This window comes from Bradyrhizobium sp. CB3481 (genome assembly GCF_029714305.1).
GTDB lineage: Bacteria > Pseudomonadota > Alphaproteobacteria > Rhizobiales > Xanthobacteraceae > Bradyrhizobium.
In genome coordinates this window covers 7,906,142-7,924,918 of the sequence record NZ_CP121647.1, presented here as the reverse complement: position 1 = coordinate 7,924,918, position 18,777 = coordinate 7,906,142, and the positions used below count along the sequence as shown (strand labels likewise).

Below are 18,777 nucleotides of genomic sequence, written 5' to 3'. Positions count from 1 at the left end.
AGGCTGCGGTCTTTCGCCCTGCTTTCGGCCACTGCGCGCGCCTTAAGCTATTGAATATACAAGATAAAAGTAGAAGTGTGACGGGGCGCACAGCGCTTTCGCCGCCCTCTTGGTGATTGTCACCAAAACCTGTTATTCGAGGCCCCATGAACAAGCCCGAAATGATCCCGCAAGACGACGTCGCCGGCCCCAAGGCCCGGCATAAAACCACCCAGGTCATGGTCGGCAATGTTGCCGTCGGCGGGGGTGCGCCGATCGTCGTGCAGTCGATGACCAACACCGACACTGCCGATATCGAAGGCACCATCGCCCAGGTCGCGGCGCTGACCCGCGCCGGCTCCGAAATGGTGCGCATCACCGTCGACCGCGAGGAGGCCGCTGCCGCCGTTCCGCACATCCGCGACGGCCTGCGCAAGCGCGGCATCACCACGCCGCTGATCGGTGACTTCCACTATATCGGCCACAAGCTGCTCGCCGAATATCCTGATTGTGCCGAGGCGCTCGACAAGTACCGCATCAATCCCGGCAATGTCGGCTTCAAGAACAAGCGCGACACCCAGTTCGCCGACATCATCGAGATCGCCAACAAGAATAACAAGCCGGTCCGCATCGGCGCCAATTGGGGCTCGCTCGACCAGGAACTGCTCACCAAGCTGATGGACGAGAATACGGCTTCCGCAAATCCGCGCGACGCGCGCGCGGTGACCCGCGAGGCCATGGTGCAGTCGGCGCTGCTCTCGGCCGCCCGTGCGCAAGAACTCGGCATGCCCAAGAACAAGATGATTCTTTCGGCGAAGGTTTCTGCCGTGCAGGACCTGATCGCGGTCTACCAGACGCTCGCTTCGCGTTCGGACTACGCGATCCATCTCGGCCTCACCGAAGCCGGCATGGGCTCGAAGGGCATCGTCGCTTCCTCCGCCGCGCTCGGCATCCTCTTGCAGGACGGCATCGGCGACACCATCCGCATTTCGCTCACCCCCGAGCCCGGCGGCGATCGTACCCTCGAGGTGCAGGTCGCGCAGGAATTGCTGCAGACCATGGGCTTCCGCACCTTCGTGCCGCTGGTCGCGGCATGCCCGGGCTGCGGCCGCACCACCTCGACCACGTTCCAGGAGCTGGCGCGTTCGATCCAGGACTTCATCCGCGACGAAATGCCGAACTGGAAGACGCAATATCCCGGTGTCGAACAGCTCAACGTTGCCGTCATGGGCTGCATCGTCAACGGTCCCGGCGAATCCAAGCACGCCAATATCGGCATCTCGCTGCCCGGCACCGGCGAAGCGCCGGCGGCGCCGGTGTTCGTCGACGGCAAGAAATTCCGCACCCTGCGCGGCCCGACGATTGCTGCCGACTTCAAGGCGCTGGTGATCGATTACATCGACCAGCGCTACGGCAAGGGCGCGAAGACGCCGGAAACGACGGCGGCGGAGTAGTATCTCTCCGTCGTCCCCGCGAAAGCGGGGACCCATAACCACAGGACGTCGTGGTTATGCCCGGCTGCGGCTCCAGCTTTCACAACAATGTACTCCTGTGGCTATGGGTCCCGGCTCGAGGCCGGGACGACGCCTATTGCGTTGCGCTTCGTATTGCCTGCGCTACGATGCTTCCCAATCAAGAACGGTTGGGAGAACGCCCATGTCTTCGCTATCAGGCAAGCAGGGACCTCGCTACAGGCACACCGCCGGCGACAGTGAGCCCTATGAGACCATCGGCATCGAAAAACTCACCCCGATCATTGGCGCGGAGATTTCCGGCGTCGACATCGGCAAACTCGTCTCCGACGACGCGCGCTCCAACCGGCAGATGGACGAGATCCACCGGGCGCTGGCCGAAAACCTCGTGATCTTCTTCCGCGATCAGCACATCACCCCGCAACAGCATCTCGCCTTCGGCCGCAAGTTCGGCGAACTGCATGTCCATCCGGCGGCGCCCAACGAGGGCGATCCGGCGCTGATGAAAATCTATGCCGACAAGGATTCCCCGCGCGCCAATGGCGAGGGCTGGCACTCGGACGTCTCCTGCGACCTCGAGCCGCCGATGGGGTCGATCCTCTACATCAAGCAGTGCCCGCCGCATGGCGGCGATACGCTGTTCGCCAACATGTACGCGGCCTATGAGGCGCTTTCCGATCGCATGAAGACCTATCTCGATGGGCTGACCGCGCTGCATGACGGCGAGCAGACCTATCGCGGTCTCTACGCCAATTACGGCGTCGCCGACCGGGTGGAATATCCGCGCGCCGAGCATCCGATCGTGCGCACCCATCCGGTTACGGGCAAAAAGGCGCTCTACGTCAACCGCGGCTTTACCCGCCACATCATCGGAATTCCCCGCGACGAGAGCGATGCCATGCTGGCTTATCTCTACCAGCACGAGGAAAATCCGCTGTTCCAGTGCCGCTTCCGCTGGACGGAAAACGCCATCGCCTTCTGGGACAACCGCTGTGCCCAGCACCGCGCGATGTGGGATTACTGGCCACACACGCGGTCGGGTACGCGGGTGACAGTGAAGGGCGAGCGGCCGGTTTAAGTATCGTGCCCCGGACGCAGTGCATCGCGAAGCGGTGCACTGCAGAGCCGGGGCCCATACTTTGCATCGATGATGGGTCCCGGCTCTGCGGCGCGTCACTTCATGCCGCGCCGCGTCCGGGACACGCGAGCAGGATGGACGTTGACGTTACCGGTCGCCCGCGTCAATCTTCCGCAAAAGCAAAAACAACATCAGGAGGTCCGCCATGCTCCGCGCCGAAGACAACAAATTCCTCACCGAGAGCGGGGCGGGCACCGGCATGGGCGAATTGCTCCGCCGCTTCTGGATTCCGGTGCTGCTTTCCGAAGAACTGCCCGAGGCCGACGGCACGCCGAAGAAGATCGTCGTGATGGGCGAGGAGTTGCTCGCCTTCCGTGACACCCGCGGCGTGGTCGGCGTCATCGATCAATACTGTCCGCACCGCGGCGCCAATCTCTGGCTCGGCCGCAACGAGGAATGCGGCATCCGCTGCGTCTATCACGGCTGGAAGTTTGATACCGACGGGCGCTGCGTCGACATGCCGACCTCCTATCCCGACCTCAATGCGAAGGACCTGATTCGCATCAAGTCCTATCCGGTGCGCGAATGGGGCGACATGATCTGGGCCTATATGGGCCCGGCGGACCAGATGCCCGAATTGCCCGCGCTGGAGATGGCGCTGGTGCCGCCCTCGCACCGCTACGTCACCAAGAAATGGCAGGACTGCAACTGGGTGCAGGCGCTGGAAGGCTCGATCGACACCGCGCATTTCACCTTCGCGCATCTCTCTTTCGAGAAGGAAGAGAACGAGATTCTCGACATCAAGAAGCATTTTGTGAATCCGCTGACGCGCGTGGCGACCGACCACATGCGCTGGATCGCCGAAGATCCGCGGCCCGTGATCAAGATCAATCCGCACGAGGCCGGCCTCACTGTCGCCGGCGGGCGGCTGACCGGGTCAGACAATATTTACTGGCGCATCGCCCAGTTCCTGATGCCGGTGCATGCCTATGCGCCGAGTTCGATGCCCGGCGAGAATATCTTTGGCCAGAGTTTTGTGCCGGTGACGGATACCAATTGCTGGATCTACACCTATGCGTGGAATCCGGACCGCCCGCTGACCCAGGCCGAACGCGATGGTTATGATCGCGGCAATGGCGTAATGGCCGTGGTCGACGAGAACTATGTCCCGCTGCGCAACAAGTCGAACGACTATCTGATCGATCGCAAGCTGCAGAAAACCTCGAGCTACACCGGCATCAAGGGCGTGTCCGAGCAGGACGCTGCCGTACAGGACAGCCAGGGCCCGATCGCCGATCGCACCCGCGAGCATCTTGGCCCGACCGATCTCGGCATCATGCATTTCCGGAAACTGGTGATGGATGCCGCCCGCGCGCTGCAGCAGGGCGAGGCGCCGCCGCATGTCAAACACCAGGACCGCTACACGGTACGGTCCGGCGCCTGCGTCACCAGCAAGGCCAAGGACCTCACGGCCGTCATGATCGAGCGGTTCGGCGATGCGGCGGGTTTTGTCGGCGGTGCCGGCAGGAACGCGGCGGCGGAGTAGGGCGCACTCCCTCGTCGTCCCGGCGAACGCCGGGACCCATCACCAGCGATAATTGTTGAGCGAATGCCGTCAACCATCCTGCTAAACAATCACGGCCGCGGCGTATGGGTCCCGGCGTTCGCCGGGACGACAATGGCGGGAAACGCTACATCACGATCCTGCGATACTCCCGATTACTCAAACTCGCTTCCTCCAGATCGAGGTCGCGTTCGATTCGTCGCCTGGTTTCGTCGGTGATCTTGCCGTCGCGCAGCAGGATGTGGATGAACTTGCGTTCCGCCGCGATCAATTCCCGCGTCAGCGCGGTGCCGGCCGCTGTGATGTCGTGCGCGTCGGGGTCGAGCGAGCTGGGCAGCTGGTTGGCGCGGATTTCGTGCCGGGCGCGCAGCAGCTTCACGACCTCGTCCGAGAGTTCGCGGTCATCCGTGATGGCGTCGAGCGATTTGAGCGCGGCGTCGAGCGCCTCGCGCCGCGCCGCGATCTCGGCTTCATGTTCCCTGAGATGCTCGCTGCGGCCGTCCTTGGCGACGCCGAGCCATCGCACCACGGTCGGCAACCCAAGCCCCAGTCCCACCAGCGTGATGAGAATGACGCCGAAGGCGACGAACAGGATCATGTCGCGGTAGGGGAAGGCTTCGCCGCCCGGCAGCGTAAACGGCAGCGCCAGCGCCGCGGCCAGCGATACCGCGCCGCGCACGCCGGTAAAGCCGACCACGAACACCGTCTGCCAGGAAGGAGGTGGGTCGCGTTCGCGGATCCGCTTGCTGATGAGCCGCGGCAGATAGGTCGCGGGATAGACCCAGGCGAAACGCGCGACGATGATAATGACGGCGACCAGCACGGTGGTGAGCAGGATGTCGTGCAGCGGAAACGCCTTCGACTTCTCGTACAACAGCCGCATCTGGAAGCCCGTCAGCAGGAACAGCATGCCCTCGACCAAGTAGATCACGAGGTCCCAGAAGAAGATGCCTTGCAGGCGCGTCGCCGATGAAATCAACAGCGGTCCGTTCCAGCTGATATAGAGCCCGCAGGTGACGGTCGCGATCACGCCGGAGCCGCCGAGATGTTCGGGGATCCAGTAAGCGAGGTAGGGCGTGAGCAGCGACAGCGTGATCTCGATCTGCGGGTCGCGCGCGTGATGCCGCGCACGCAGGGAGAGCCAGCCGACCGCCAGGCCGAACAGGATTTCGCCGACCACAATGGCCGCGAAGGTACCCTCCGCCTTCGGCAGCGAGAACAGGCCGGTCGTGATCGCCGCCACCGCGAACCGGTAGAGGATCAGCGCGGTGGCATCGTTCGCCAGCCCTTCGCCTTCGAGCACGACCAGGATCCGGCGCGGCATGCCGAGCTTGCGGGCGATCGCCAGCGGCGCCACGACATCCGGCGGTGCGACGATGGCGCCGAGCAGGAAGCCGATGCCCCAGGGCAGTCCGATCAGGTAATGGGTCGCGGTCGCCACCGCGCAAGCCGTGAAGATCACGCAGCCGACCGACAATAGAATGATCGGCCGCAAATTAGCTTTGAATTCGCGCCAGCTCATCGCGACGCTGGCCGAATAGATCAGCGGCGGCAGGAATACCAGCAGCACGAGTTGTGGCGGCAATTCCACGGTCGGCATGCCCGGCACGAAGGCCAGCGCGATGCCGGCGAGCAGCAGCAGGATAGCAGGTGCGACATCGATGCGCCGCGCCAGCAGCGCGGTTCCTGCCAGCGCGGCCAGCAGGATCAAGAAGATCTGAAACGTGGATTCCATGATCGCCCCCCTTCGCAAGGAAAACCCGAGAGGTCAATGCGCAAGGCGCGTTGCGCTCACGAACGCGGGGCGCGCTGGTTTCACGCCGCCCCTGACAAATTTGTGACGCCCGGCTCAAAACCCGCACCGCCATTGCCCCGTACCAGCGGAGACCCTGCGTCGGCAGGTGGAGAGGGCGGGAGCATTGCGATGAAGTATATTGGTCAGCATGCAATTGTGATCGGTGCCAGCATGGGCGGCCTGTTGGCCGCGCGCGCACTATCGGATTTCTATGCCGTCGTCACCGTGCTGGAGCGCGATGCGTTTCCGCAGGCGGATATTCCCCGCAAGGGCGTGCCGCAAGGGCGCCATGCGCACGGGCTGCTCGCGCGGGGTCGCAATGTGATCGAGAATTTCTTTCCCGGCTGGACCGACGAGGTCGTCGCCAGCGGGGGCGCGCGGGGCGACATCGCCGGCGACGTCAATTGGGTCGGCCACGGCGTTACGCTCAAATCGGCGCCGAGCGAGATGGTCGGGCTGCTGGCCGCGCGGCCGGTGCTGGAAGGTCATGTGCGGCGGCGCCTGATGGCGCTGTCCAATGTGCGCGTGATCGAAAATTGCACGGCGCACGACCTGATCGCGGATGACGAAAAGGCCGCCATCAAGGGTGTGCGCGTCAAGATCGGTACCGGCGAGGAACACCGCATCACGGCCGATCTCGTGGTTGATGCGTCCGGCCGCGGCTCGTCGAGCCCGGCCTGGCTGGAAAGTTTTGGTTTTGCCAAGCCCGAAGAAGAGCGGATCGAGATCGGGATCGGCTACACCACGCGTCACTATCGCCGCCGGCCGACCGATCTCGACGGCAAGAAGGCGGTGGTGGTCGCCGGCAGCGGGCCGAACTGGCGCAACGGTGTGATCCTGTACCAGACTGAGGACCGCTGGATCGTCTCGATCGGCGGCTATTTCGGCGACCATGCCCCCGACGACGAGCAGTTGTTCGCCGCCTATGCCGGCTCGCTGCCAACGCCGGAAATCTACGACATCGTCGCCCATGCCGAGCCGCTCGGCGATTTCGTCCGCTATCGCTATCCCGCCAATCTGCGCCGCCGCTACGAGCGGCTGACGCGCTTTCCGAACGGCTACCTCGTCTTTGGCGATGCCCTGTGCAGCTTCAATCCGGTCTACGGCCAGGGCATGACGGTGGCGGCGCAGGAAGCGATGCTGCTGCGCGACTGCCTTGACGCCGGCGCCGGCGCGGCCGATCTGGCGCGGCGCTTCTTCGCCGGCGCTGCTGAGGTGATCGACACGCCCTGGGACATTGCGGTCGGCAACGACCTCCGGCATCCGACGGTCGAGGGGCCGCGGCCGGCGAAGGTGCGCTTCATCAACTGGTACATCGGCAAGCTGCACATGGCCGCGCGGCACGATGCGAGGCTAGCGACCGCCTTCCTCGAGGTTGCCAACCTGGAAGCGCCGCCGACGCGGCTGCTGCAGCCCGCCATCGTGATGCGGGTGATCCGCGGCAATTTCGGCCGCCGCAATGACGGCACTGAAGCCGTGTCGGCCGGCGCGCAGGCCTGAGGAATGTTACTCGCGCAGATCGTAGCGGTAGGATTTCGAGACGATCTTCCAGCCGTCGCGCAGCTTCATCGCCACCAGATAGTCGGTGAAATAACGCGGCGGCAGTTGGCAGCGCACCTTGATGAAGGCGGTCTGGTCGTCCGAGCGGTCGATGGTGACGATAAAATCCTCGCGCGGCTTGCCCTCGGCCTTGGCGGAAGGGCGCTTGCGCACCCGGTCGAGCCAGTCCGGCACGGTCAGCACCTGCAATTCGCCCTTTTCCAGCCAGCGCAGATCGGCGGTGGTGTCGAAGATCGCGCCGAGCTTGTCGGCGTCGCCTTCATACAGGCCGTCGAAATAGCTCTGCACCACGGCTTCGACGGTGGATCGGTCAGCGCCCACGATTTTCCTCCCGGACAAATAACGGAATTATGGAGGGGAAATTAAGCCATGAACCGGCGGATTGCACTATTGAGAAAAGGCGAACGCTCGCATCACTGCCGAAGAATGCGTGCATCCCGGCGGGCCCTCTACCTGGGCGGCGCCGGGAACCGGAGAGAACGGCGCCGCGGTCCGAACCTTGCGGCCTCTTCGCCTGACTAAGATGGCGATGGCACGATTCACATCCGCGTGGTTCGTGACTTAACTCACAAAGCCGGGCGCTGGCTTCTGATAGCCAGACCGGTGTGGTAAAAAAGGTACGAGACTCCGGAGGAGTCATGACGATGTCTGGATCGCTAAAATTGCTTCGATGGGCCGCGGCAGCGGCCGCCGTCCTGTTCGTGAGCGGGCCGGCTTTTGCCGAGAAGCGCGTGGCGCTGGTGCTCGGCAATTCCAACTACCAGAACGTCGCACCCCTCGCCAATCCCGTGAACGACAGTTCGAAGATCGCAGCGACGCTGAAAGATGCCGGTTTCGACGTGGTCGATTCCCGCCGCGACCTCGCGGCAGCGGAAACCCGCCGGGCGCTGCGCGATTTCGCCGATCGCGCCCGCGATGCCGATATCGCCGTCGTGTATTACGCCGGCCACGGCATCGAGGTCGACGGCGCGAACTACCTGATTCCGGTCGATGCCCGGCTGGAGCGCGACACCGACGTCTATGACGAGGCCTTCTCACTGGATCGTGTTCTGATCGCGATCGAGCCGGCCAAGAAGCTGCGCCTCGTGATCCTCGACGCCTGCCGCGACAACCCGTTCTCGCGGACCATGAAGCGCACCGTCGCGTCGCGTGCGATCGGGCAGGGCCTCGCCAAGGTCGAGCCGACCAGCCCGAACGTCCTGATCGCCTATTCGGCGAAGGCCGGTTCCACCGCGGCCGACGGTGACGGCAACAACAGCCCGTTCACATCGGCACTGTCGCGCCACCTGACGAAGCCCGGGCTCGACGTGCGCCGCGCCTTCGGCTTTGTCCGCGACGAGGTGCTCAAGACCACCAACAACCGCCAGGAACCGTTCGTGTATGGCTCGCTCGGCGGCGAAGACGTGCCGCTGGTGCCGGCGCCCCGCCCGGCGCCTGCCGCGGCCGCCCCCGCGGCGCCCGCGCTCAGCGCGCAGGCCGAAGCCCTCCGCGACTACGAGCTCGCGCTGCAAATCGGCAACAAGAGCGCGCTCAATGCTTTCCTCGCGCAATATCCCGATGGCTTCTACGCCAGCCTGGCGAAACTTCAGCTCGACAAGATCGCCGCCGAGGACGCACGCGTCGCGGCGACCGAGAAAGCGCGTGTCGCCGAGCAGGAGCGGGCGCGGCTCGCAGCCGAAGGCGCCCAGAAGTCGCAACAGGCAAAGGCCGAAGCGGAAGCCAAGGCCGCCGAGCAGGCGCGCCTCGCGGCCGAAAAGGCCAAGCAGGTCGCGCAGGAGCAGGCGGCCGCGGCCGAGCAGAAGCGTGTCGCCGCCGAAAGCGCCGCCGACAAGGCTCCGGCACCCGCCGACAAGCCGATGAACGTGGCTGCTCTTGCCGCGGGGCCGCCGCAGGCCGACGTCACCAAGTCGGTGCAGGCAGAACTGCGCCGCGTCGGCTGCCTGACCGGCAATGCCGACGGTAACTGGAACAGCTCCTCGCAGCGCTCGCTGACGCAGTTCAACCGCTACGCCGGCACCAAGCTCGACACCAAGGTCGCCAGCGTCGATACGCTCGATACGATCAAGCTGAAATCATCCCGCGTCTGCCCGCTGGTCTGCGAGCATGGCTTCAAGGCCGAGGGCGAGCGCTGCACCAAGATCGTCTGCGCCGAGGGCTCGTTCCTCAACGACGACAATGAATGCGAAAAGCGCCGCGCCAAGAAGCCGGTCGCGACGCGCGAAAGGCCCGAACCGCGGCAGCCGCGCGAAGCCAGATCGTACGGCCCGGAACCCAGATCCTATCGGGGGCCGCAGGTCGGACAGGCCACCGCCGGACGTTATCAGGGAAAGGATCCGAGCATCGGCGCCAATGGCCGTCCGCTCACTGGCCTTGAACGCCAGCAGGGCTGCAATGGCTACCAGGCCATCATGTCGGGCGTGTGCCCGTAACGGCAGCCGGCATCGGATCAAGTTGACGACATCGGCCCCGCAACAGCGGGGCCAATTGTCTTTTTCAAATCACGCTCGCCGCGATATTCACCATCAATGCCAATAGCGCGGTGTTGAACACGAACGAGACGATGCCGTGCACGGTTGCGGTGCGCCGGATAATCTTGTCGGTGATGCCGACATCGGAAACCTGCGCGGTCATGCCGATCACGAACGAGAAGTAGACGAAGTCCCAATAATCCGCCTCGGCCTGCTTATCGCCGCTTGGAAACTGCAGTCCTCCGGGCTTCTTGCCGCGGTAGAAATCATGCGCGTAGTGCAGCGCAAAGGCGGTGTGTACCAGGGCCCACGACAAGGCAATGGTTACCGTCGCCAGGATCAGCCCGGCCTTGTTGCCCTTGGAAGCGCCGAGCTCGAATACGATCGCGCCAAGGCTGGCGAGCGCGCCGAACGCGGTCACCAGCAGGATCAGGAAACGCCCGTCATCCTGCAACACCGCGCTGCGCCTGATATGGCTGACGTCACAGCGCAGCATCAGGACATAGGCGAGCACGAGATAGAGCGCGGCGAAGACATCCCAGCCGATGATGAGACGCGTCGCGAGCCGCCTTGTGTCCGGCAGCAGGAAGAACACGACAACGCCGAGCGCGATCGCGATGAAGGTCCGCGGCCGTCCGTAGACGACGCGAACCGGCAGCGGCAGGTTCCGGAAGCGAACAAGGTGGTCTTCGAATTCCTTGTCCATCCAGTCTGCCTTTCCGATGCGCTAGAGCATGATGGTTTTGGTTAGGTGAATTAGCCGCAGACGCGCTTCACCTCTCCCGCGTGCGGGGGAGGTCGGCGCGAAGCGCCGGGTGAGGGTCTCTCCACTCGGGCAGTGTCGCCCGGGGAAGCACCCCCACCCCAGCCCTCCCCCGCAAGCGGGAGAGGGAGCGCACCTCCTTCGTGGTCGCAATCAAACCAAATCTCACCACAGCTCTAATTCTTGCGCTCCGCGACGAAGCGGGCGGCGGCCCGCAAGATGTCGCCCTTTGCGCCGAAGATCGACAGCGCGGAATCGGCGCGCGCCAAGAGGTCGCGGACGCGCTGCTTGGCGCCGTCGATGCCGAGCTGGGTGACGAAGGTGGTCTTGCCGAGCGCGGCATCGGCGCCGGCCGGCTTGCCGAGCGCGGCGGCGTCGCCCTCGACGTCGAGCAGGTCGTCGGCGATCTGAAAGGCTTCACCGAGCGCACGGCCGTAATCGTCGAGCGCCTGATATTCGCTCGGAGAAGACTGTCCCAGGATCGCGCCGGCGATGCAGCCGTAACGGAGTAGCGCGCCGGTCTTCATCTGCTGCAACCGCGCCACGTCGACCGGCTCGCGGTCACCGAACCGTCCCTCGCCGGCAAGGTCGAGGATCTGGCCGCCGACCATGCCGCCGATGCCGGAGGCGCGCGCCAGCGCCCGCGTCAGCAGCAGGCGGACGGTAGCGTCCTTGTGGATCTCGTCGCGGGTGACGATGTCGAAGGCCAGCGTCAACAGGCCGTCGCCGGCGAGGATCGCGGTGGCATCGTCGGTCTTCTTGTGCAGCGTCGGCCGTCCCCGGCGCAAATCGCTGTTGTCCATCGCGGGCAGATCGTCATGGATCAGGGAATAGCAATGGATGCATTCGAGCGCGGCGCCGACCAGCAGCGCGGCCTCACGCGGAACGCCGAACACGGCGGAACTTTCGACCACCAAAAAGGGCCGCAGCCGCTTTCCGCCGTTAAGGCTGGAATAGCGCATCGCTTCCATCAGCCGCTTCGGCCGCGCGATCTCATCGGGCAGCAGCTCGTCGGACAACAGCTTGGCCAGAAGGGCTTCGGTGTCGTCAGCGGTCTGGTCCAGTCGTTTGGCAAAATCGGCAGTTGCGGTCGACATTAAGAATAGCTCCAGATCAATTTGGCCCGGACAATGTTTGATGGCGGGCGCTTCGTCAATTCCATGACGAGGATCACAGCGCCTTAAAAGGGGCTGGAAAAACCACGAAATATCATGGAGATGTCACGTAGGCGGGGCCTATTGATCGGTCGGAGGCCGGCTTGGGCAGAATCGGAAGCATCAATTTTGCGGATTGTCCGAATTTTACTGCTGATCCTGCTCGCGGTGCTGCTGCTGCCCTATCTGGTGACGCCGCTCTACCGTACCGGTCACCCGGTTTCGACGCTGATGGCCTGGCGCTGGCTCAAGGGCGCGCAGGTCACGCGGCAATGGATCGAGTTTGGCGCGATGTCGCCCTATCTGCCGCGCTCGGTGGTGGGCTCCGAGGATGCCAGATTCTGCAGCCATCGCGGTGTCGACTGGGACGCATTGCGGGACGCGATCGACGATGCCGAGGATGGCGAGCCTGCCCGCGGCGGCTCGACCATCACCCAGCAGGTGGCCAAGAACCTGTTCCTGTGGCCGGGCCGCAGCGTGGTCCGCAAGGCGCTGGAACTGCCGCTGGCGATGTGGATCGATTTGGTGTTGCCCAAGCAGCGGATCCTGGAAATCTACCTCAACATCGCCGAACTCGGCCCGTCCGGGCAGTTCGGGGCGGAAGCCGGCGCCCTCTACGCCTTCGGCCGTTCGGCGGCGACGCTCTCGCCGCGGGAGGCCGCCCTGCTGGCGGCCATCCTGCCCAACCCCGTCAGGCGAAGCGCGCGCAACCCCGGCCCCGGCGTGCGTCGTCTGGCCGGAACCTATGCGGCGCGGGCGAACGCCGTGCAGCGTTGCTGGAGCGAAAATCGGGCTATTGAGCCAATTTCCGGCCCTTTTAACCGCAAGCTGCCCTAGCTTTACGTCACTCCATCCTCTATAAGCGCGGCCTTATCGGCATCGCAGCCCGCGCCCGACGCGCCGGGCCGTCCGGTTTGGACGATGCCTCCGACAACACCCCTAGAGGACCGTTATGGCCGTTCCGAGAAGAAAAACATCGCCCTCGCGGCGTGGCATGCGCCGCTCGGCGGATGCGCTGAAGAAGCCGACCTATGTCGAGGACAAGGATTCCGGCGAGCTGCGCCGTCCGCACCACCTCGACCTGAAGACCGGCATGTACAAGGGCCGCCAGGTTCTGAAGAAGAAGGAATCCTGATCGGATTCGGGGATAAGACGCCGCTGGACGTGGCGTCTGCCCGAATTTGGCCAACGAGTGGGCCAACGGTTCCCATGGGGGCGAAGCAGTGCTTTGCCCGGGGACAATCCGGTTTATAGCAAGGCGCGACCCATGGTCGGTTTTCCGCTGCTTCTGATTCCGCTCGCGATCTACAACATCATCGTCTTCCTGATGCCGGACGTCTCGTTCACCGATCCTCCGTTGGTGAAGCTGGCGTTGATGTCGGGGGCGGAATGGAAGGTGACGCTGAGCGACGTGCTGCTGACGCTCGGCATCCTGCTGCTGCTGGCGGAAGTCATCAAGGGTGCACGGCCCGGCGCAAAATACCTTACGGACCACTTGCTCTCGCTGATCGTGTTCGGCGCGGCAGCGGCGGAATTCGTGATGTGGCAGAAGTTCGGTACCTCAACCTTTTTCCTGCTGACCGCACTGGCGCTCGTCGACTTCCTGTCTGGCCTTGCCTTGCGCACCCGGCGGCGTGCCGTTCCCGTCGCGGCGGCGCCTGCGCCGTCGCCCGAGCCTGCCCCACCGCCAAAGGCAGTCGAGAAAGCTGAGGCGCCGGCGGTCGAACCCGCACCGGTACCGGCCGCGCCTGCTGCGCTAGCCGTTCCGGCGGCGGCCACCGTCGCCGAATCCGTGCTTGCAGCGCCGCCTGAACCGAAGCCGGCTGAACCTAAACCCGCTGAAGCGAAGCAGGCTGAACCGAAACCTGCCGAATCGAAGCCGTCTGAACCGCAACCGGTGGAGCACCCCGAGCCGAAACCGGCAGCATCGGCGGCGACGCCGGAGCCGGCCGCGCCGCCTACGCCGGCGGCGTCCTCGCCCGAAGCCGCACCCCCGGAGATTGCTTCGCCAAGGTTGCAGCCCGGCTCAAGCTTCCCGCCTTCGCCGGACAAGCCGGATACGCCCTCGCGCTGATCCACGCCGTTTTCGAGCGGCGTGCGCGTCCGCTCTGATCCATCAGAACCTGATAGGATAATTTTCTAGATGGTTTGCCGCGTCCGGAAGCCTGCACCGCGGAGCCGGCCTCGGCTGGCGCCATAGGCCACCTGCGCATCCGCCGGCGAGGCACGCCGAAGGCTACGGGTTTGCGGGGCCTGGTCGGCGGTCGCGATCAGCTGCGCAAGGAAGGTCGGATCGGGCCGCGGTATCGCCGTCCGCTGCGTCCACTGCACGGACTGGGTGACCGGCACCAGCTCGACCGAAGCCGGCTCGTCGAGACTGACGAACTCGCCTTCCAGGATTTCGTCTGATCGGTCGATATCCAGCATCGCACACCGTAACCGGCTTAAACTGTCACGTTTTGGGACGTAACGCCCTACTGCGATCTGACCTCGCAAGCCCTATGCCGCGCCCCGCCGTTTCGTTCCCGCCGGGTGAGCGAAGTCCGCAAAACATGGTTTCCAGATTATTTATGAACTTCGCCTAGCCTGTCATTCGAAACAGCCACTATCCTCAACTTTTGAGGAATCACCCGGTGGTGTCCCAAATCGAGGCGTCCTGATGGCCCCTGTCCCGCAAGCCTCCAGTATCCTTGCCTCGCTCGGCCAGGCGACCTTCCTCTGGGACCTCACGGCGGACACCATCGCCTGGAGCGACAATGCTGGCGCTGTTTTCGTCGACCTGCCTCTGGAAGCGCTGGCCAGCGGCGCCGGATTTGCCGGATTGATCGAGCCAACACGTTCGATCCGCAACGACGCGCTCGCGCAATCGGGACCGGCGCGGGGCGGCGAAGCCGTCCCCTACCGGATCGAATATGGCGTGCGGGCCTCGAGCTCGGCGCCCCTGCTTTGGATCGAGGAGACCGGTTGCTGGTTCGCAGGCCCCGACGGCAAGCCGGTGCGCGCGCAAGGCGTCATCAGGATCAACAACGAGCGCCACGCCCGCGACGAGCAGCTGATGCGGCTGTCGCGGCACGATCCGCTGACGGGCGAGCTCAACCGCACGCATCTCGTCGCTTCGCTGGCGGAAGCCATCGAGGAGGCGATGCGCTTGCGATCGTCCTGCGTCTTCATGCTGATCGGCATCGACCACCTGGCGCGCATCAACGACGCCTTCGGCTTCGATGTCGCGGATGCCGTGATCGCCGAAGTCGGCAAGCGCATCCGCGCCAAGCTGCGCGGTGGCGACGTGCTCGGGCGGTTCTCCGGCAACAAGTTCGGGCTGGTCCTGCGCAACTGCACGGTCGACGACACCAATATCGCCGCCGAGCGTTTCCTCACCGGCATCCGCGACGAGGTGATCCCGACCAAATCCGGTCCCGTCTCGGTGACGGCCTCGATCGGCGCGATCACCATTCCGCGCCACGCCCGCAACGCCGATGAAGCCGTCAACCGCGCCCAGGAAACGCTCGATGCCGCCAAGCGGCGCCGCGCCGGATCGTTCTCACTGTGGAAGCCCAACGTCGAGCGCGATGCCCAGCGGCGCGTCAACATCCGCGTCACCGACGAGATCGTCACCGCCCTGAACGACCGGCGGATCGTCGCCGCCTTCGAGCCCGTGGTGGAGGCGCGCTCGCGGCAGCCGGCGTTCTATGAGTGCCTGGTGCGGATGGAGCAGGCGGGCGGGCAGGCGCTGCTGGCGCCCGATATCGTTCCGGTCGCCGAACGGCTCGGCCTGATCCGGCTGGTCGACCACCGCGTGCTCGAGCTTGCGGTCGCTGAACTCGCGGCCTCGCCGAACGTGCGGCTCAGCCTCAATATCTCGCCCGACACCACCATGGATCCGGATTGGTGGATGGGAATCGAATCGCTGATGCAGGCCCATCCCGGCGTCGGCGAGCGGCTGATCGTCGAGATCACCGAAACGGTCGCGATCCAGGATATCGACGATATCAGGGGCTTCATCACGCGGCTGAAAAGTTTCGGCAGCCAGATCGCGATCGACGATTTCGGCGCCGGCTACACCTCATTCCGCAACCTGCGCAAGCTCGGCGTCGATATCTTGAAGATCGACGGCGCCTTCGTGCAGAACATCGCACGCTCCGCCGATGACCGCGCCTTCGTGCACACGCTGATCGATCTGGCAAACCGTCTGCACATCAAGACCGTCGCGGAATGGGTGCAGGACGAGGAAGCCGCCGTGATGCTGCGCGAATGGGGCTGCGACTACATCCAGGGCCGCCTGATCGGGCTCGCCTCGCCAGACCGGCCATGGCTGGTGCCGGGCAAGCCGGGTGATACGGCGCTGCCGGCGGCGGGGTAGTCCTCTCCGGCGGAGGCAATCGGGCGCAACAAACTCCACTGTCGTCGCCCGGCCTTGTCCGCAATTGCGCACTGGGACCGGGCGATCCAGTACGCAGCGGCCTATCGGATTGATCTCAGCCTTCCCGGCGTACTGGATCCCCGCCTTCGCGGGGATGACGAGTTGTGGCGGGATGACGTGCGCACGCACTCTCCGGCCGTCGTCCCCACGAACGCGGGGACCCATATGCTGCGGCCTATCAATGAGGCAACCTGGTAGACGACTTCACTAACCAATCAACGCTGGTGGCTATGGGTCCCTTGCTTTCGCAGGGACGACAGAGGAGAGAGCTCGAAGAGTCTCACTCTTCCTTCTTTGTTTCCTTCGACATGCGCTCGAGGCGATCCTGCATGTCCTTCATCTGGCGGCGGAGATCGTCGATGTTGTCGTCGTCGGGCGCCGGCTCCGGCGCCTTTTCCAGCTCAGTCGAAGTGGCTCCCGGGCGGGGCGGCACGAACGGCTTGAACATCGAGAAGGTCTGCTGAAACAATTCCATGTTGCGGCGGACATGTTCTTCGAGCGGCGCGAACGGCGTGCCGCTGAACGTATTGGCGAGTTGCTGGCGGAATTTTTCCTGCTCGCGCGTCAGCGTGTCGATCGACTGCTCCAGATATTTCGGCACCACCATCTGCATGCTGTCGCCGTAGAAGCGGATCAACTGGCGCAGGAACGTCGTCGGCAACAGATTTTGTCCAGCCTTGTTTTCCTGCTCGAAAATAATTTGCGCCAGCACCTGGCGGGTAATGTCATCACCGGTCTTGGCGTCGTAGACGAGAAAATCCTCGCCTTCCTTCACCATCGCTGCGAGATCCTCGAGCGTCACATAAGTGCTGGTTCCGGTATTATAGAGCCGCCGGTTGGCGTACTTCTTGATGGTCGTAGGTTGTTCTGACTTTGCCATAAGCTCACACAATAACACCGAGAGCGGGAACCCGGGCGGCTTCGCCAACGGGCAGACGAGCAACGCAAACGCAGCAAAGTAAGCATTTTCAATGCGGTTCGGCTACCGTTTTGTGCGGCACGGTTAATTCCAAGGCATGGACGCTGCTATCAAAACCCTCAGGCGGATCATTTTGAATGCGCCGCGGCAGGAATTTGGGCGTTGGCCGATTGACATGGGTCAATGGGGTTAACAGGATAAGGTGAGAGACAGGCTCGCCACCCCGGCCCGCCCGCCGTCGAAGAACCCAAGCCAAGAAAACCCATAAGGAGATGTCCATGTCAGACGATGTCGTCATCGTCAGCGCCGCCCGCACCCCGGTCGGCAGCTTCAACGGCGCATTCGCCACCACCCCGGCGCACGACCTCGGCGCCGTCGCCATCAAGGCCGCGCTGGAGCGCGCCGGTATCGAGCCGGGCCAGGTCTCCGAAGTCATCATGGGCCAGATACTGACGGCGGCGCAGGGCCAGAACCCGGCGCGCCAGGCCTCGATCAACGCCGGTATTCCGGTGGAGAGCCCGGCATGGGGCGTCAACCAGCTCTGCGGCTCGGGCCTGCGCACGGTGGCGCTCGGCTATCAGGCGCTGCTCAACGGCGATTCCTCGATCGTCGTCGCCGGCGGCCAGGAATCGATGAGCATGGCCCCGCATGCGCAATATCTGCGCGGCGGCGTCAAGATGGGCGGCTTCGAACTGGTCGACACCATGATTAGGGACGGCCTGTGGGACGCCTTCAACGGCTACCACATGGGCAATACCGCCGAGAACGTCGCCAAGCAGTACCAGATCACCCGCGCCCAGCAGGACGAGTTCGCTGTCGCCTCGCAGAACAAGGCCGAGGCCGCACAGAAGGCCGGCAAGTTCAAGGACGAGATCGCCCCGGTCACCATCAAGACCCGCAAGGGCGACGTCGTGGTCGACGCCGACGAATATCCGCGCCATGGCGCTACCCTGGATGCGATGGGCAAGCTCCGCGCGGCCTTCGAGAAGGACGGCACCGTGACCGCCGGTAACGCCTCGGGCATCAATGACGGCGCGGCCGCCGTCGTGCTGATGACCGCCAAGGAAGCTGCCAGGCAGGGCAAGAAGCCGATCGCCCGCATCGTGTCGTGGGGCCAGGCCGGCGTCGACCCCAAGATCATGGGCACGGGTCCGATCCCGGCCTCGCGCACGGCCCTGAAGAAGGCTGGCTGGAGCGTCGGCGATCTCGACCTGATCGAGGCCAACGAGGCGTTCGCGGCGCAGGCCTGCGCGGTCAACAAGGACCTCGGCTGGGATACTTCCAAAGTCAACGTCAACGGCGGCGCGATCGCGATCGGTCATCCGATCGGCGCCTCGGGCGCCCGCGTGCTGGTGACGCTGCTGCACGAGATGCAGAAGCGCGACGCCAAGAAGGGCCTCGCCACGCTGTGCATCGGCGGCGGCATGGGTATCGCAATGTGCGTTGCACGCGACTGAACTAAAGGCAGAGTGAACGGTTGAATGATGAAAAGATCATCTCGCAACCGCGGCTCGAATTGGTAAAGATGAAATGCCCGGTCTCGCGCCGGGCATTTTCATCTTGTGCAGGCGTTTCCACGAGCGCTTCAAGACAAGCACGCTCAAC

At 64.4% G+C, this 18,777-nt stretch carries 16 protein-coding genes; 10 read left to right on the top strand and 6 right to left on the bottom strand.

Features of this window, described 5'->3' with window-relative positions:
* Positions 1-146 precede the first annotated feature (146 nt).
* The 3 genes from ispG (at position 147) to QA643_RS38120 (ending at position 4,075) form a co-directional block, all read left to right on the top strand.
* Positions 147-1,433 (top strand): flavodoxin-dependent (E)-4-hydroxy-3-methylbut-2-enyl-diphosphate synthase, encoded by a 1,287-nt coding sequence (ispG, locus tag QA643_RS38130; protein WP_283031007.1) that lies wholly within the window; start codon positions 147-149, stop codon positions 1,431-1,433.
* A 202-nt stretch (positions 1,434-1,635) separates the two neighbouring features.
* Positions 1,636-2,529, top strand: coding sequence for a TauD/TfdA family dioxygenase (locus QA643_RS38125; RefSeq protein WP_283031006.1), 894 nt, complete (start codon positions 1,636-1,638; stop codon positions 2,527-2,529).
* 205 nt (positions 2,530-2,734) lie between these two features.
* Complete coding sequence (locus QA643_RS38120) at positions 2,735-4,075, top strand: Rieske 2Fe-2S domain-containing protein (protein ID WP_283031005.1); 1,341 nt, start codon at positions 2,735-2,737, stop codon at positions 4,073-4,075.
* A gap of 145 nt (positions 4,076-4,220) precedes the next feature.
* On the opposite strand, the gene QA643_RS38115 is transcribed toward QA643_RS38120, so the two are convergent.
* Positions 4,221-5,828, bottom strand: coding sequence for a Na+/H+ antiporter (locus tag QA643_RS38115; protein WP_283031003.1), 1,608 nt, complete (start codon positions 5,826-5,828; stop codon positions 4,221-4,223).
* 189 nt (positions 5,829-6,017) lie between these two features.
* Here QA643_RS38115 and QA643_RS38110 point away from each other — a divergent pair, with 189 nt between their 5' ends.
* Positions 6,018-7,388: an FAD-binding monooxygenase gene (locus QA643_RS38110; RefSeq protein ID WP_283031000.1), complete on the top strand. Its 1,371-nt coding sequence runs from the start codon at positions 6,018-6,020 to the stop codon at positions 7,386-7,388.
* A gap of 6 nt (positions 7,389-7,394) precedes the next feature.
* Here QA643_RS38110 and QA643_RS38105 read toward each other — a convergent pair whose 3' ends face one another.
* Positions 7,395-7,769 carry a nuclear transport factor 2 family protein gene (locus tag QA643_RS38105; RefSeq protein WP_283030998.1) on the bottom strand — a complete coding sequence of 125 codons (375 nt, stop codon included), beginning with the start codon at positions 7,767-7,769 and terminating at the stop codon, positions 7,395-7,397.
* Between the two features lie 323 nt (positions 7,770-8,092).
* Between QA643_RS38105 and QA643_RS38100 the strand changes: the two genes are divergently transcribed.
* Positions 8,093-9,877 (top strand): caspase family protein, encoded by a 1,785-nt coding sequence (locus QA643_RS38100; protein ID WP_283030996.1) that lies wholly within the window; start codon positions 8,093-8,095, stop codon positions 9,875-9,877.
* Between the two features lie 64 nt (positions 9,878-9,941).
* Here QA643_RS38100 and QA643_RS38095 read toward each other — a convergent pair whose 3' ends face one another.
* Positions 9,942-10,622: a DUF1345 domain-containing protein gene (locus QA643_RS38095; protein WP_283030994.1), complete on the bottom strand. Its 681-nt coding sequence runs from the start codon at positions 10,620-10,622 to the stop codon at positions 9,942-9,944.
* Between the two features lie 233 nt (positions 10,623-10,855).
* Positions 10,856-11,776, bottom strand: coding sequence for a polyprenyl synthetase family protein (locus QA643_RS38090; protein WP_283030992.1), 921 nt, complete (start codon positions 11,774-11,776; stop codon positions 10,856-10,858).
* Positions 11,777-11,962: 186 nt separating this feature from the next.
* On the opposite strand from QA643_RS38090, the gene mtgA reads away from it, so the two are divergent.
* The 3 genes from mtgA to QA643_RS38075 all read left to right on the top strand — a co-directional run bounded on the left by mtgA (position 11,963) and on the right by QA643_RS38075 (position 13,907).
* Entirely contained in the window at positions 11,963-12,670 is a 708-nt protein-coding gene (gene mtgA / locus QA643_RS38085; RefSeq protein ID WP_283030990.1) for a monofunctional biosynthetic peptidoglycan transglycosylase, read from the top strand.
* A gap of 115 nt (positions 12,671-12,785) precedes the next feature.
* A complete protein-coding gene (rpmF, locus tag QA643_RS38080; RefSeq protein WP_024509484.1) occupies positions 12,786-12,968 on the top strand; it encodes a 50S ribosomal protein L32 in 183 nt (60 codons plus the stop codon).
* A gap of 132 nt (positions 12,969-13,100) precedes the next feature.
* Entirely contained in the window at positions 13,101-13,907 is an 807-nt protein-coding gene (locus QA643_RS38075) for a hypothetical protein (RefSeq protein WP_283030981.1), read from the top strand.
* Positions 13,908-13,972: 65 nt separating this feature from the next.
* On the opposite strand, the gene QA643_RS38070 is transcribed toward QA643_RS38075, so the two are convergent.
* Positions 13,973-14,260, bottom strand: coding sequence for a hypothetical protein (locus QA643_RS38070; protein WP_283030979.1), 288 nt, complete (start codon positions 14,258-14,260; stop codon positions 13,973-13,975).
* A gap of 232 nt (positions 14,261-14,492) precedes the next feature.
* Here QA643_RS38070 and QA643_RS38065 point away from each other — a divergent pair, with 232 nt between their 5' ends.
* Positions 14,493-16,193, top strand: coding sequence for a bifunctional diguanylate cyclase/phosphodiesterase (locus QA643_RS38065; protein WP_283030977.1), 1,701 nt, complete (start codon positions 14,493-14,495; stop codon positions 16,191-16,193).
* A 340-nt stretch (positions 16,194-16,533) separates the two neighbouring features.
* On the opposite strand, the gene phaR is transcribed toward QA643_RS38065, so the two are convergent.
* A complete protein-coding gene (gene phaR, locus QA643_RS38060) occupies positions 16,534-17,133 on the bottom strand; it encodes a polyhydroxyalkanoate synthesis repressor PhaR (RefSeq protein WP_283030975.1) in 600 nt (199 codons plus the stop codon).
* A 317-nt stretch (positions 17,134-17,450) separates the two neighbouring features.
* On the opposite strand from phaR, the gene QA643_RS38055 reads away from it, so the two are divergent.
* The gene (locus tag QA643_RS38055) at positions 17,451-18,629 is read left to right on the top strand and encodes an acetyl-CoA C-acetyltransferase (RefSeq protein WP_283030973.1); all 1,179 of its coding nucleotides are present in this window, start codon (positions 17,451-17,453) and stop codon (positions 18,627-18,629) included.
* Positions 18,630-18,777: the final 148 nt, after the last annotated feature.